General features: G+C 64.0%; 12 protein-coding genes. 6 read left to right on the top strand and 6 right to left on the bottom strand.

The window, feature by feature from the left end:
- Positions 1–77: 77 nt before the first annotated feature.
- The 6 genes from ACTIMO_RS01950 to cmtR form a co-directional block, all read right to left on the bottom strand.
- A complete protein-coding gene (locus ACTIMO_RS01950; RefSeq protein WP_448181485.1) occupies positions 78–773 on the bottom strand; it encodes a DUF305 domain-containing protein in 696 nt (231 codons plus the stop codon).
- A 1,045-nt stretch (positions 774–1,818) separates the two neighbouring features.
- Positions 1,819–4,017, bottom strand: a complete 2,199-nt coding sequence (locus ACTIMO_RS01945) for a heavy metal translocating P-type ATPase (RefSeq protein WP_448181484.1) — start codon at positions 4,015–4,017, stop codon at positions 1,819–1,821.
- Between the two features lie 129 nt (positions 4,018–4,146).
- Positions 4,147–4,506 carry a heavy-metal-associated domain-containing protein gene (locus ACTIMO_RS01940; protein ID WP_448181313.1) on the bottom strand — a complete coding sequence of 120 codons (360 nt, stop codon included), beginning with the start codon at positions 4,504–4,506 and terminating at the stop codon, positions 4,147–4,149.
- A 728-nt stretch (positions 4,507–5,234) separates the two neighbouring features.
- The gene (gene lspA, locus ACTIMO_RS01935) at positions 5,235–5,753 is read right to left on the bottom strand and encodes a signal peptidase II (protein ID WP_448181312.1); all 519 of its coding nucleotides are present in this window, start codon (positions 5,751–5,753) and stop codon (positions 5,235–5,237) included.
- Between the two features lie 87 nt (positions 5,754–5,840).
- Complete coding sequence (locus ACTIMO_RS01930; protein ID WP_448181311.1) at positions 5,841–6,449, bottom strand: cadmium resistance transporter; 609 nt, start codon at positions 6,447–6,449, stop codon at positions 5,841–5,843.
- Positions 6,446–6,805 (bottom strand): Cd(II)/Pb(II)-sensing metalloregulatory transcriptional regulator CmtR, encoded by a 360-nt coding sequence (gene cmtR, locus ACTIMO_RS01925; protein WP_442884927.1) that lies wholly within the window; start codon positions 6,803–6,805, stop codon positions 6,446–6,448. The genes ACTIMO_RS01930 and cmtR overlap by 4 nt, the downstream gene beginning before the upstream one ends.
- 361 nt (positions 6,806–7,166) lie before the next feature.
- Between cmtR and ACTIMO_RS01920 the strand changes: the two genes are divergently transcribed.
- From ACTIMO_RS01920 to ACTIMO_RS01895, 6 genes are all read left to right on the top strand, one after another.
- The gene (locus ACTIMO_RS01920) at positions 7,167–7,493 is read left to right on the top strand and encodes a hypothetical protein (protein ID WP_448181310.1); all 327 of its coding nucleotides are present in this window, start codon (positions 7,167–7,169) and stop codon (positions 7,491–7,493) included.
- 199 nt (positions 7,494–7,692) lie between these two features.
- Positions 7,693–8,442, top strand: coding sequence for a cytochrome c biogenesis CcdA family protein (locus tag ACTIMO_RS01915; protein ID WP_448181309.1), 750 nt, complete (start codon positions 7,693–7,695; stop codon positions 8,440–8,442).
- Positions 8,443–8,635: 193 nt separating this feature from the next.
- Positions 8,636–9,262 (top strand): TlpA family protein disulfide reductase, encoded by a 627-nt coding sequence (locus tag ACTIMO_RS01910; RefSeq protein ID WP_448181483.1) that lies wholly within the window; start codon positions 8,636–8,638, stop codon positions 9,260–9,262.
- A gap of 139 nt (positions 9,263–9,401) precedes the next feature.
- On the top strand, positions 9,402–11,000 hold the full coding sequence (gene resB, locus ACTIMO_RS01905; protein ID WP_448181482.1) for a cytochrome c biogenesis protein ResB: 1,599 nt from the start codon (positions 9,402–9,404) through the stop codon (positions 10,998–11,000).
- On the top strand, positions 10,997–11,773 hold the full coding sequence (locus ACTIMO_RS01900) for a DUF3093 domain-containing protein (protein WP_448181308.1): 777 nt from the start codon (positions 10,997–10,999) through the stop codon (positions 11,771–11,773). Before resB ends, ACTIMO_RS01900 begins: the two co-directional genes overlap by 4 nt.
- A 145-nt stretch (positions 11,774–11,918) precedes the next feature.
- Entirely contained in the window at positions 11,919–14,363 is a 2,445-nt protein-coding gene (locus tag ACTIMO_RS01895; RefSeq protein WP_448181307.1) for a transglutaminase family protein, read from the top strand.
- Positions 14,364–15,010: the final 647 nt, after the last annotated feature.

The following is a 15,010-nucleotide window of genomic DNA, read 5'->3' as shown; positions in this document are numbered from 1 at the left end:
GGCAGTCCACCTTCGGGTCAGGTCCTCAAGGGGACACCTGATTGAGGGGTGGACTGCGTGGTGGAACTGGCGTGGGGTCAGAGGCCCGCGAGCAGCTCTTTCATCTCGTCGATTTCGGCCTGCTGGGAGTCGACGATGGTTTCGGCCAGCTCGATCGCTTCGGGGTTCTCGCCGTCATTGATCTCGGTCTGAGCCATACCGATGGCGCCCTCGTGGTGGGCGGTCATGGACTCCAGGAACATGCGGGACGCCTCGGTGCCTTCGGCGGATTCGAGGGCGGACATCTGGTCCTCGCTCATCATTCCCTCCATGCCGCCCATGGATTCCGAGTCGGACCCCATGTCGCCCATGTCGTGGCCTTCCATGCCGCCTTCGGGCTCCATGGGCTCACCCCAGGCTTCCAGCCAACCGGTCATCGTCTCGACCTCAGGACCCTGGGCGTCCTTGATCTTCGTCGCGAGATCCGTGATTTCCGGGCTGATGTCGTCCTTGGCGAGCATCATGTCGCTCATCTCCACCGCCTGCTGGTGGTGAGGGATCATCATCTGCGCGAACATGACATCCGCGTCATTGTGCTCCTCAGACACGGCATCCGAACCGGTGGTTGCTGACGCCTCAGCGGACGAGGTCGTTTCAGCAGCTGCGCTCGAGGCAGGAGCTGCCGCTTCGGTGCTGGTCGTGTCGGTGCTGGTGGTGCCGGAGTCGGCGCCGCAGGCGGAGAGGGTGAGGGCCGTGGCCAAACTCAGTGCGGCAAGGGAAAGGTAACGCTTCATAGTGGTCAGATCCTTCAAAGCTCAAAAAGTGGTGTGCTATCGGTCGCTCACCCCCGCCCAGACAGGGCCAACGGGGTGAGGCAGCGCCGGCTACGCCGTCGATCGACGCGCATGCATCGAGGGGCGTGCGGGCATGCTGGGATGTCGGCCTACCGCCCGTAAGGGGCGGGTACGGGCCGCGGATTCTATGTGCGACTGATGCAGAGTTGAGTCAGTGAAGGGGTAGGAGCTGGTCGGGACGCCCAGTACGTCAGGGGTGGTCCGCGGCGACGCAGCGAGGACGTGAGGGCCCGTCCGGTGGGGGTGAGGAGCCAGGCGATGCCGACGAGGACAAGGGCGAGCACGCACATGCTCAAGGCCATCTCGTCGGCGCAGTCCGCACCGCACCCTGCAGGCATTCCCTGATCCGCCAGGTCCCCGGCCGCCTGGGTCAGAGCGGGCAGCAGCTGCGCCGCAGCATCGCCGTGTGTGTGACCGGATGACACCACTGGGGACACTGCCGAAGACACTAGTGCGGAGCCAGAATGAATCGCGGTGGGGTCCGCCGGCGCGGTGTTCAGCGCTGTGGAGTTCGACGGTGTGGAACTCAGGGTCATGGAGCCGGCGCTGTGGTGCGCTGTCGCCCCGTGTCCGCCCATCCACACGTGCATGGCGAGGATCCCGACGATCACAGCGGTCAAACCGACGAACGAGAGCAGGGCAGGAAGCAGGGAGCCCAGGGACGTGCGGAGCATCGCGGGATGGCGCGTGCCGGCGCTGATCACCGTCCTCATCACGTCCTCATCTCCTTCCGGTTCCCTGACCGCCCTGACTGACCTTGCTGATCTTCATGCGCCTCATGCGGGTGCACTGACGCCGATAATGCTGATGACGCCAGGGTCAGGCTGACCGGTCGGCGCCGGTGCGGTGCTGCGTTCACGTCGTGGTATCTAAGCGTAACGAGATGCGTCCACGAGCACCGAACCTGCTCAACCAACCTGCCCAACGAACAGATTAGCGAGCAGGTTCAATGCCCGGGCGGAACACCTCAGAGGGGGTCGTCATCTCAGTGGGTGCTGATCCGTTCCGGCCTGAGGTCGATCCGCCGCAGCAGCTGCGCGTTGAGCGCCACCACGATCGTGGACACACTCATGAGCACCGCCCCGGCGGCGGGGGAGAGCAGGATCCCCGCGAACGCCAGGACACCTGCGGCCAGGGGAACGGCGAGCACGTTGTACCCGGTGGCCCAGATCAGGTTCTGGATCATTTTGCGGTAGCTGGCCCGGGACAGGTCGATCATCGCCAGCACGGCCCTCGGATCGTTGCCGGCGAGGACGACACCGGCGGACTCCATGGCCACATCTGTTCCGGCACCGATCGCGATACCGACCTCGGCCCGGGCGAGGGCTGGGGCGTCGTTCACGCCGTCACCGACCATCGCGACCCTCAATCCCCGGGACTGCAGTTCGGTGACCTTGGAGTCCTTATCCTGCGGCAGGACATCAGCGAACACCTCATCAATGCCCAGCTCCTTACCGACGACGTCGGCGACCTGGCGTGCATCACCGGTGATCATCGCGACCTTCACCCCACGGGCCTGCAGCGCTTTCACGGCGGCCCGGGATTCCTCCCGGACCTTGTCCTCCAGCCGGACCGCACCGATCACGGAGCCATCACGGATGACGTGCAGGACAGACGCGCCACGGCCCACCCAGTCCTGCACCGTCCCAGCGATATCGGAAGGAGTGCTCAGGCCGAGTTCCTTGAGCATGTTCGGGCCGCCCACAGCGACGTCAAGGCCGTTGACGGCCGCTCGGACACCGCGACCTGTCATCGACGTGAAGTTACTGCCCGTGTAGCCGAGGCTGGTTGCTGCCGGGTTGGTGCGGGCGGCGGTGACGATGGCCCGGGCGACGGGGTGCTCACTGTCGGCTTCCGCGGCCCCCGCCAGGGCCAGGAGCTCAGCCTCTGCGACACCGGTGACAGTGGTGGTCGCGGTGACCGCGTGCTGTCCTTCGGTGAGGGTCCCGGTCTTGTCGAACAGGACGACGTCGATGGTACGCATCCGCTCCAGGGCGATGCGGTTCTTGATCAGCACCCCGGCCTTCGCGGCGCGTTCGGTCGAGATCGCGATCACCAGGGGGATCGCCAGGCCCAGGGCGTGCGGGCAGGCAATCACCAGCACCGTGACAGTGCGGATGACAGCGTCATCCGGGCTGCCCAGGAGCATCCACGCGATGAAGGTCAGAATGCCGGCACCGAGGGCGAAATAGAACAGCAGGGCCGCGGCCCGGTCCGCGAGGGCCTGCGCCCTCGAGGAGGAGGCCTGCGCCTCGGCGACCAGGCGTTGGATCCCGGCCAGGGTGGTGTCCGCGCCGACCGCCGTGACCTGCACGCGGACTGCGTTGTCGGTCGCTACGGTGCCGGCGACGACCGTCTCCCCAATGGTGCGGGACACCGTGCGGGACTCACCGGTGATCATCGATTCGTCGAACTCCGCGGTCCCGTCGATGATCTGTCCGTCCGCGGGGACCCGAGCCCCGGAGCGGACGAGGACAACGTCCCCGGTGACCAGGGAGCTGACCGGCACGGTCTCGACCCGTGCAGCAGGTCCGGTCCCGGTGACCTTGTCTGCTTCGTCGGGCAGCAGGGCGGCCAGGGCATCCAGGGCGCCGGCCGCGGAGCCGAGGGCACGCATTTCCATCCAGTGCCCCAGGAGCATGATGACCACCAGCAGGGCCAGCTCCCACCAGAAGTCCAGGTCGAACCTGCCGATACCGAGCGTGGTCACCCACGAGGCGATGAAGGCGACGCTGATCGCCATAGCGATCAGCAGCATCATGCCCGGCTGCCGGGACTTCAGCTCCGTCACGCCGCCCTTGAGGAACGGGGCGCCGCCGTACACGAAGATGACCGTGCCCAGGATCGGGGCGATCCACCGCGAGCCCGGGAATTCTGGGGGCATGACCCCAAAGAGCATCGTGAACATGGGACTGAAAGCAACCACGGGAATCGCGAGGACCAGACTGAGCCAGAACTTGTTCTTGAACATCGCGGTGGAATGCCCCGCATGCTCGCCGTGGGAATGGACCTGATGATCCTCATCCGTGCCATGACCCGCGCCATGACCTGCGTGATTGCCCGTGCCATGACCCGCGTGATGACCCGTTCCGTGGTCCGGGTGGTTCGCGTGTTGGCCCGGTTCATGGTCTTTCTCGGGGTGCTCCTGGGTGGAGATCGCCGAGTGGGCGTGACCGTCGGGCATGGCCTGCCCGTGCGTCGATTCCGGTCCGTCCGGGTGGTGGTGCTGATTGTTGACGTTCTGATTTTTGCTCATGGTGACTCTTCCTTTGAGCCCGCTCGGGGAGAGGGGCCCGTGCCTGTGCCGGTCGGCTCAAGCGGTCGCGAGCTGGTAGCCGGCCTTCTCGACGGCGTCCTGAACGGACGACGCGGCAAGGGGCTGCGTGGTGGTGACGCTGACGGTGGACACGCCGCCAGGAACGAGAGCGATCTGAACATCCTCCACGCCGTCCAGGGCGCCGATGGCGGTACTGACACGGCCTGCGCAGGAACCGCAGGTCAGGCCAGTCACCGCATAGTCGGCAGACACGGTGCCTTCGATCGCCGGTTGCGGTGCCGTGGCCTGCTGGGGTGCGCAGCACCCACACGACCCTCCCGTAGGGGAGTCCGCATCCGAGTTCTGGGTTCCGCTGATGTCGGTGAGGTTCATCGGGGTCCTGACGAGGTCAGTCATGGTGGTCTCCTGCAATTAGTGAGCAACGAATTATTGAGGGAGCCGCGGCGAAGAACGTGTGAGTGCTGGTGAGGCCCTGGTTCCGTCGCGCAGTGCAGTTGACCTGTACGGCGTGCGTCCCGAGGAGAGGAGACTACCTTCTGAGGTACAGCCAAACTTATACCCCCCGGGGGTATAAGTCAAGGTGTGGTGCAACACAGCGGAAGTATCCGCTGGTAAGTCGATTCTGGGTGCGCGAAAACAGGCCTACAGCACAGGATGCCGCTGCGGATCGGGTTCGAGGCGGGGGTGGGGCTAGGTGTGGGGCTGTAGTGAGGGTGGGGGGTTAGCGCGGAAGCCGGCTGATGCGCTTGGGTTGCTTCCTTCACCTCGTCTCACAACTCATCACCTAGCCCCTCGAGGTCGCGTTCCTGTTACCGAAAAGAGCAGCCGAGATCACCCACCAAGAGCCTGCCGTGGTCTGGTGATCATTTTGTCCGCGACCTCGCTACGGCCGGCTGGCTGAACTGCTTTAAGTCATCGTTCTTCGGCAGGTACTGGCGCAGTAACCTGTTCGTCTTGTAACCTGCGTACTCCCCGCTTGATATTGAGTGCCGATGACCATTGTTATGTCAACTTTTGATGACGTCCGGGTCCGCCAGTTGGACGTTCGGGGAGTCTCGACCCCAATGGTCTTCGATGTCAGCGTCAGTGGCTGAACTAAGGGCTGAGAGCACTTAGTAGGAAGGTCAGGGGTTGTCTGGCTCGGGTGTGTGTCCGCGGGCGCTGATTACGGTTCCCAGGACCAGTAGCCCGACGCCGATAGAGACGAAGGTGTCAGCCAAGTTGAAGGTGGAGAACCAGGAGATGTAAAGGTAATCGACCACACCGCTGCCAAGCAGCCGGTCAAAGAAATTACCCAGTGCCCCACCAAGAAGGAAAGATCCTCCTATGTGACCCAACCGGCCCAGCGTCCTGACCGATGCCAGAAGGAACCATGCCAGTCCCGCGATGATTGCTCCAGTGCCCAGCAGGATGACGATCGGCGGAAGATTGGCTCCGAAGCTGAACGCAACACCTGGGTTGAAGTGCAGCCGCAAGTCCACGAATCCACCTTCGATGGTTTTCCCCTCACGCAGATGTCGCTCGACGATGGCCTTCACGGCGAGGTCAGCGCCGGCCAGGGCCAGAGAACCGACCAGCATCCACACCCGGGCTCTGTTGCGGGCTTTCAACGCAGCAGACGTGGCGGACTTGTCCTCACTCATCACGTTCTCCCGTTGTTGCTGCTACGCGCAATCCGAACGGTCTGGAAGAAAACCCAACGCCCTGATGCGGTAGGTAGGTGCACGCCGTCACAGGCCGAACGCTCCACCACTGATAAGAATGAACAGACCAAGAGCAATGAGGACGACCGGGAACAGGATGTGCTCCCAGCGTTCGAGGGCCTCAGCGACAGGACGTCGTGTGGCTACGAACTTGGCAAGCCACACGAGGACGATCACCAGGGCGAGGAAGACTACACAGTAGGCGACGACGGAGGTTGGCCCGACGTTCAGGAAGACCGGGACATAAACCCCGATATTGTCGCCGCCGTTGGCGAAGGTCACAGCAGCGACAGTCAGGACACCGACCTTCTTGCCGGCAACTTTCGCCTCGTCGTCGTCATCATCGTCGTCGTCTCGGTTGCGCCATACCTGCCATGCAACCCGAAGGCCCAGCAGCAAAGGTATGAGGCCGAAGTAGGGAATGGCCTCTTCGGGAAGGAAAGCACCTGCGCCGAGGGAGACGAGTAACGCGGCGCCCAGGATCCCGATGAAACCGAGGTACTGCCCGCCGAGGATTCGGGCTGTGGTTCCTCGTTGTCCCGCTCCGCGGGCAAAGAACAGGGCGAGGACGATGATGTCGTCGATGTTGGTGAGAAAGAACAGGCCGATGGCTGGAAGAACTGAGGACAGAATCACTCGGTCACCACCGCCTTCTGGCACCCCGGCAGAGAGCATCCAGCATCCAGGCACGGTGCTCCCTCGTTGACGGCGAGGCTCACCTCAACCAAGGAAGTGAGGACCTTAGCCAGGTGTGGGTCAGCGATTTGGTAGCGCGTCTGCCGGCCCTCAGAGTGAGCGATGACGATGCCGCAATCCCGAAGACAGGCGAGGTGATTCGAGACATTCGACCGGGTAAGTTCCAGTTCACGGGCAAGGTCCGCCGGATAGGCGGGATGGTCGAGCAGGGTCATAAGGAGACGGGACCGGGTCGGATCGGCCATCGCCCGTCCTAGCCTGTTCATCACGTCGAGGTATCGTTCATTAGTCAGCACGCGCTGTACTATACATGAATGGCTGAATTGGTAGGGTTGATGGCGTCACAAATGGCTCCGTGCCGCCCTCCTGATATCGACCACGGCCCCGGACTGCAGCGCTGGAGCGAAGCCTTCTGAATCAGCGCCGTCACTGTCCGCCGGTAGAATCAAGCAAGGCCATGCCATTGAGAACGAATGATGTAGCAGGAGCGTTGGGAGAGTCATGCATCAGATGATGCTCTTGAATCCCTCCGCCGTTCCCTCGCCCGCCCGGTGGTACCTGCGGGTCGTGGTTCTCCTGTTGGGCATTACTTTCCTGCACGTATGGGCCGGGCCCGCGCTTTCGACCAGCAGCGGCGTACCCGCACAGGCCGCCTCCATGACGACCATCACGCAGCAGGTCTCCGCAGCCCTGACACCTGGCGAGGTCTTTGAACAGGCTCCGCCGCCCCTCGTCGCGCCGGACTTTAGTCAGGACGTCCTCCTAGGAGATGTGTGTGCTGCCGCCTGCCCTGATGGGCATTTGGTGGCGACCGCGTTGTGTTCGATGGTCCTGGTCGTGGCCGGCTTCATTGGCCTTTATTGTCTGCGCGCCATGGTTCTTCTCCCCGGCAGTACTAGGACGCGCGAGCTCCGACCGCCGGTTGGTTCTCCTCTGCGTTCGGCCGGTGTCTGCCTGCTGCAACTGTCGGTCAGCCGCATCTAGGATTCAGCGCCCTCCCCGAGCCCGCCTCACTTTTCCGCCAGGTTCAACGACTGCCGGATGAGCCCTGCCTACTCTTCACACGGCTGCACGCTCTCTTGCTGCGCTGCCGTGTCCCAAGGACCCCACCTATGACTTCCCCCCATCACCTCCGGATCCACCACTATCCGGCGACCTCCGTGGCCTCGCAGGTGTACCGCTGATGACCATCGGCGAATACTTCGCGGACAGCGTCCAATCCGGAGCTTTACTGGCCGCGATACCTTTGGCGATGACCGCAGGACTCGTGTCCTTCCTCTCCCCCTGCATCCTGCCGCTCATTCCGGGTTATCTGGGCTATGTCTCCGGACTGGCGGAGCCTGGCCGCCCGGATAACCGGCGTCGACTGCTCACTGGTGTCGCCCTGTTCATCCTCGGCTTTGCCCTCGTGTTCACCTTCTACGGCGCCGCGTTCGGTGTCATTGGCTCCTGGCTCCTGCGCTGGCAAGACCCGTTGATTCGGGTCCTCGGCGTGTTCGTCATCGTCATGGGGGTGGCATTGGTTGGCCGGCTTCCCTTCCTGCAGCGGACCGCAAAGATTTCTTGGCGGCCCCGCACCGGTATTGCCGGAGCCCCCTTACTCGGTGTGGTCTTCGGCTTGGGTTGGACTCCCTGTATGGGCCCCACTCTCAGCGCTGTCCTGGCCCTGAGCACCACCACCGGTACGGCGTGGCGTGGAGCGCTACTGGGTTTTGTCTACTGCCTTGGCCTGGGCATACCGTTCATCCTCGTCGCGCTCGGAGTGCAATGGGTCACTACCGCCCTGTCCTTCGTTCGACGCCACATTCGCGTCTTCAACCTCGTCGGCGGCGCCCTGCTCGTGGGGGTTGGAGTCCTTATGGTGACCGGCGTCTGGATGCTGTGGATCTACCAGCTCCAGAACCTCGCAGGAACCTTCCTCACGCCCGTTTGATACTTCCACTGACCGCATCCATCCCTCGCGCACACCACGATCGGAAAGAGATCGCATCATGAGTGCCCCCGCCCGCATAAACCCAAACCGGCTCTATACACCAAGTGCCCCGTGGGCACCGCACACGGTCCGACGGGATGCATCCCCGCCCCGTATCTCGCTTCCCCGTACCCGCGCATCGGGTCTTGTCGCTCTGCTAGTGACGGCGGCACTTCTCATCACCGGTTGTTCTGCACAGAACAACTCCCTCGCTGAGCAAGCCAATGCCGGCGACGACAAAAACTACATCGCTGGAGATGGCTCAGTGGCGGAATACGCTGCGGGCACACGCAGCGATCCAGTGGAGATCGAGGGCACGCTATTCGACGGAACAACCGTCAGCTCCGACCAATGGGCCGGTGATGTCGTCGTCCTGAACGTCTGGTACGCAGCGTGCGCCCCGTGTCGCGTCGAAGCACCCATCCTGCAGAAACTCAGCACGTCATTCGCCCCCGATGGCGTCAGTTTCTATGGAATTAACGTCCGGGATGAGCAACCCACAGCCGAAGCCTTCGAGCGCAACTTCGGCGTCACTTATCCCAGCTTCGAAGATCTCGACGGCAAGCTTCTCCTCAGCCTCACCAACTACGTCCCGCCCCAGGCCGTACCCACCACCCTGGTCCTGGACAGAGAAGGACGCGTCAGCGCACGCATTCTCGGTATCGCGGACGAAAGTACCCTTCGAACCCTTATCGCCGACGTGCTCGCCGAAGACTCTGGGATCTCACCGGCTGCCTCGACCAGCAGTGGAACTGTCAGTGGACCCACTAATGTCCAGTAGTCCCTCGCCTGACCAGACCCCCCCACGGACCCCTACTCCGGCCACGGAAGACCCCGACCTCTCCTCACCCAGTCAAGGACTTGTCCCGCGCCCTGTGCAGAGGCAGGAAGTAGCTGTTGCCAGCCTCAACGCGCGCGAAATGCTCCGATGGATCTGGCGACAGCTGACGAGTATGAGGACGGCGCTTCAGCTGCTGCTGCTGCTGGCCGTCGCAGCCGTACCCGGAAGCTTGTTCCCCCAACGCAGAGCAAATCCCGCCGTCGTCACGCAATACATCAAGGACAACCCCGAGACAGGCCCCTGGCTCGATCGCCTACAGATGTTCGACGTATTCTCCTCGGTCTGGTTTTCCGCCATCTACCTATTACTCTTCACCTCTCTGATCGGATGTGTCCTACCCCGCACCAAAGCGCATCTCAAAGCTCTGCGCTCATCCCCTCCCCGTACTCCCCGCCGATTCACGCGACTACCCGAACACGGCACCCTTGAACTCCCCACTCCCGCCCCAGGATTCACGGCACGTGACCCGTTGACTGCCATCAATGACGCCGCAGCTGTCCTCCGGAAGCTGCGATATAAGGTCGACATCCGCGACGCAGGCACTGCAACTCCCTCCATCGGAGCCGAACGCGGGTTCCTCAAAGAAGCAGGCAATTTGCTCTTCCACACCGCTCTGATCGGAGTCCTCGTCTCTGTCGCCATCGGCGGTATGTTCGGGTACCGGGGACAGAAACTGATTGTCGAGGGTGAAGGCTTCACTAACGCCCTCATCGGCTACGACTCCTTTTCGCCAGGAACAAACTTCAACCCCGACACCCTGACGCCCTTCGCGCTGACCCTGAACGACTTCGACGTCCGCTTCAACCGCGACGAACCATCCACCTACGGCCAGCCACTGGACTTCACCGCATCCATGACTGTCCAGGAAAGCCCCGATAAGCCAGCTGAAGACCGAGCACTGAAGGTTAACGCGCCCATCGGCATCGGCGGCACCAACGTCTACCTCGTCGGTAACGGATACGCACCGCTCATCGAAATCCGCGACGGACAAGGGAACATCGCCTTCTCCGGGCCAGTACCATCCCAACCGACCGACTCGGCGTACACCTCGACGATCGTCATCAAAGCTCCCGATGCGCAACCGGATCAGCTCGGATTCGTCGGTTTCTTTCTCCCGACTGCCGTAGTCAACTCCGAAGGCCTCGCCTTCGGTTCTGACCCTGACCCCTTCAACCCCAGACTGAACCTCAACTCCTACTACGGAGACCTCGGCCTCGACGACGGAACACCGCGGTCCGTCTACCAACTCGACACCACGAACCTCACCCAACTCAACGGCCGAGACCTCGACGCCGGAGGTATCGTCCTTGAGCCCGGACAAACCTATGACCTACCCGACGGGCGCGGATCCATCACCTTCGACGGTCTCAAACGATTCGTCGCCCTCGACATCACCTACGACCCGGGGAAGATCGGCGCCTTGGTCTTCTCCACCCTCGCGCTAACCGGGCTCATCCTTTCGCTCGTCACCGCACGCCGTCGCATCTGGATCAGAGCACACACAACACCAGCGGGAAACACCATCGTCGAATACTCACTCCTCGCCCGAGGGGAGGACGCAGGCCTGCATAACGAGGCAACGAAAATCCGACACAAACTCTCATACCACTGGGGAATCGATCTCGATCAGCAACCCAGGGATCAGCCCATCACTACAGCTGCCAAGCAGCACCCATGACCGCCACTCGCACTAAGGCCACCACGCCCAAGAACCATCTCCAAGTAATCGGAAAGGTCCTCCTGCTCGTTGGACCTCTCATCGGCGTCGCACATGTACTGATCAACCCTCCGCAACGTCTCCCGCATATGCCCGCGCTATGGGACGCAGTGACTGGCTACCCCGCTGCCGCCCTGATCTTCATCCTCGGCGTCGTGCTCACCCAGCCTTCTCGCTGGAAACACCTGGCACCGAGCACGACCACACTTGATCCCACCCGGAGGACATCCATGAACCGACCGAACCACACTCCCGATCACCTTCCCCCCAACACAGAGAGCATCACTGCTCCTCAAAAGATTCTGTACGAGGAGAAGCTTTATCCCAGCCCGGGAATCTGGGTCATCACCGTCGGCCTCTCCACAGTCCCCGCGATCATCTTCGCTCCCATTGATGCACTCATCAGCCTCCTCGCGTCTGCGCTGACCCTCGCCGGCCTCGTGTTCGCCCTCTTCAACTCGACCCCAACCATCCGGGTCACTCCCACTGAGCTCCAGGTAGGAAGGGCTCGTATAGAGCGGCAATACGTAGGCCGAACGCAAAGCTTCATCGGTCCCAAAGCCACAGCCGAACGTGGCCCCAACTTGCACGGCCTCGCTTTCCTCTGTATTCGTGGCTGGATCGACGGGGTCGTACGCATCGAACTCACCGACAAAGAAGACAAAACGCCCTACTGGCTCGTCTCAACACGACGCCCCAAGGAACTCATCCACACGCTTCAGGGTTTGAAGTAAGGGAAAGCAGGAAATGAGACGAGGATGACATGCGACACACTTGAGTGAGCAGACATTCCACGGGAGCCCGAGGTCCGACCAGACGTAATTCTTGGCCCAATTCAGCAGAGTTCCTCACACCAGTAGCCACTCAGAGGGGATCAGCATGACCTCGACTTTCTCCCGCCCCGCGACGGCTCCGGGCACCGCGCCGGCCGTTCCCCGACCGTCGCCGTCGGCCGACCCGTGGCACTGGGCCGTGACGGGTGCCTGCCTCCTCGCGGTGCTCGCGGCCGCCACGAGCCTCAACGGTGTCGTCGAACCCTGGACGTGGCTCGCGCCCGTGGTCGGCACCCTCGTCCCCGTCCTGGTGGCGATGGCCGCCACGCGGGCGCTCCGCCTCGGCAGCATCATCACCGCTCTCGTGGGGGTTCTCGCCTTCATCGGGTCCCTGACCGCCCAGTTCTTCCCGCGCCAGAGCATCCTCGGGGTGGTACCCGGTCCGGGCACCTCGCTGGAACTGCAGCGCCTGCTCGCCCAGGCCGAGGAGACGGTGGTGTCCCAAGTCGCTCCCGTCCTGCCGAGTGCAGGGATCTTCCTCATCGTCTGCGCCGCGCTCGGGCTCATCGCGATCGTCGTCGACCTCTTCTCGACCACCCTGCGCATGCCCGCAGCCAGCGGCCTGGCCCTGATCACGGTCATGATCTCGCCGGCCGTCGTGAAGCCCACCGGTGTGGGCATGTTTTCCTTCATCACCACGGTCCTCGCGTTCCTGCTCCTCCTCGCCGTCGCGCAGTGGCGGGGGAATCGGCTCGCGTCGGGCGGGGCGCGTGCGTCCTCGGGCTTCGCCGGGCGCAGCGCGATGATCGGAGCCGCGGCCCTGGCCGTCGCCGTGGTCCTGCCGATGTTCGTGCCCGGCTTCACCTCGGGAGCCTTCCCGCAGGGCGCGCGCCTGAACCTGTGGGGCAATGCCACGGGGCTGAATCCCGCCGTCACCCTCGGCAACGACCTCCGGAACCCGACGGGCTTCGGGCGCATCGCCTACTCCACCAACGCGGACACCCCGGTCTACCTGCGGGCCGTGACGCTCGAGGACTTCAGCGGACGCCGCTGGGAGCCGGACGAGCGGAGGGGCGAACGCGAGGCGGGCGTCGAGGAGATCGGCGCGGAGACGGGAGCACCGGCTGCGGACGCCGAGGCCGAGCAGGTTTTCACGCGCATCACGACGCAGAGCTATGCGAGCCCCTGGCTGCTGTCCCCGTACGCACCCGTCGGTGTCTCGAACCTCGCGGGCAGCTGGGCCTGGGATCCGGCGAATCTGTCCATCCTCGCGACGGATGGCGGGTCGACGGCCCGGCAGGAGTACCTGGTGGAGACCCGCTCCGCGTCACTCACGCGGGAGGGGTTGGGGTCGATCGGGCCGTCGGACAGCGAGTCCGTTCCCGCGATCTTCAGCGAGCTGCCCGACGACACCCCGGAGATCGTCCGCACCAGGACCGACGAGATCACCGGGGAGTACGTGAACCCCTACGACAAGGCGATGGCCATCCAGAACTACCTGCGGGGACCGGAGTTCACGTACTCGGTCGAGGCCCCCGTGGAGGGCGGGTACGACGGCAGCGGCATGGATGTCATGGCCCGCTTCCTCGACTCGAAGTCGGGATACTGCGTGCACTACGCGGGGACCATGGCCGTGATGGCCCGGGCGGCCGGCATCCCCAGCAGGGTGGCCGTCGGCTACACGCCGGGAAGCCCGACCGGCGACACCGAGGAGGGCCCCGACGGCACCGAGCTCAACGAGTTCGTCGTCGACTCCCGCAATGCCCACGCCTGGCCCGAGCTGTACTTCGAGGGGGTCGGGTGGGTCCAGTTCGAACCGACGCCGTCCCGCGGCGTGGTGCCGACCTACGCGCAGCAGGCCTTCTCGCCGGTGGGACCGCGCGCGGACGACTCCGACGCCCTGAACCCGGGAAGCCTTCCCCGGGTCGGAGCGGAGGCCGACGCGTCGGCGGAACCCTCGGATGCTGCGGCGGGCGGCCAGGGTGCCGGACCGCGGAACGAGGCCTCGCCCGGCGCCGGTGCGGCCGCTCTCGGCGGGATCGCCCTGCTCGCCCTCGTCCCCCTGCTGCTGCGCACGGCCAGGACCCGGTCACGCCGCCGGACCGTCGCCGTCGCGGACGTGTCGACCGCCGTCGACGGTGCCGCGACCGCGGCCTGGGCCGAGACGACGGAGATCGCCGGCGACTACGGACACCCACTCGACGAGACCGACACCCCGCGCACCTTCGCAGCCCGCCTGGCCCACGAGGCGGATCTCGCGGGCGAGCCTGCCCAGTCGCTGGCCCGGCTCAGGAACGCCTACGAGCACGAGGAGTACGCCGCGCGGATCCCGGCGGACGGTGCGATCCCACCGGTCCGGCCGGGCGGCGGGAGCGGCGCGGTTCGCGGCGGTGGCTCCGCCACCCTCGCACGGCCCGTCCCAGCGCGCTGGGACGACGTCGATATCGTCACCCGTGCGCTGCGACGTGGGAGCCCGTGGTCCACGAGGGTCAAGGCCAGGCTGTTCCCGCAGTCACTGATGAACCGCTTCCGGTCCAGCCCGCGCGCGTAAGCATTAATGCACTCTCCTCAGCGCAATCAAACCATGAGTGATCAAGAGGTTGGTGCAGCACTATCACCGATATGGCGCGCCAGCTGTCTACGCCCACGATTTGCGAATGACCGTTGGTGAAAGAGTGGCTTGGAAGCTCACCCTCGACCTGATGAAGGCTGGTCAGCGAAATTCAGAATCGACACACCCCGACCCCCGAGGAATAGCTAGAGCCAAGAGGCACGACGGCAGACGTCAATGGAGGTCACTATCGGCGGACACGAGATGATCGCGGATCGGGACGCTGACCGTGACCAGGTAGGGCCGGGCGGCAACCGACAGCCGCAGCAGCCGGTCTGCGTAGGAGACCCTTTTATAGAAAGATGCAGCCATCGTCGGGGAAATGTGGAATTCAGGTGACCGTAGGACGAAAACTCGGTGAGTTTCTCATCGGGTCAGCGGACACCGATGAACATTGGCCGTGAAGGTGTCGCTGCCTCAATGATGATCGACCTCAGTAACGCAACCCAACCACCGGTTGCGGCGATACCCCTGCAGCTCTCGCGGTCGGTAGTCGGTCAAAGCCGTATAAGGGACTAACAAGACACCCCTGTCATCGAGCCGGGGGCCACGCCCTACTCATTGAGGACTCGGCCGCGATGGTGTTG

This window comes from Arthrobacter sp. CP30 (genome assembly GCF_053470025.1).
The sequence above is the reverse complement of the archived record's forward strand: the minus strand, read 5'-3'. Positions and strand labels throughout refer to the sequence as shown.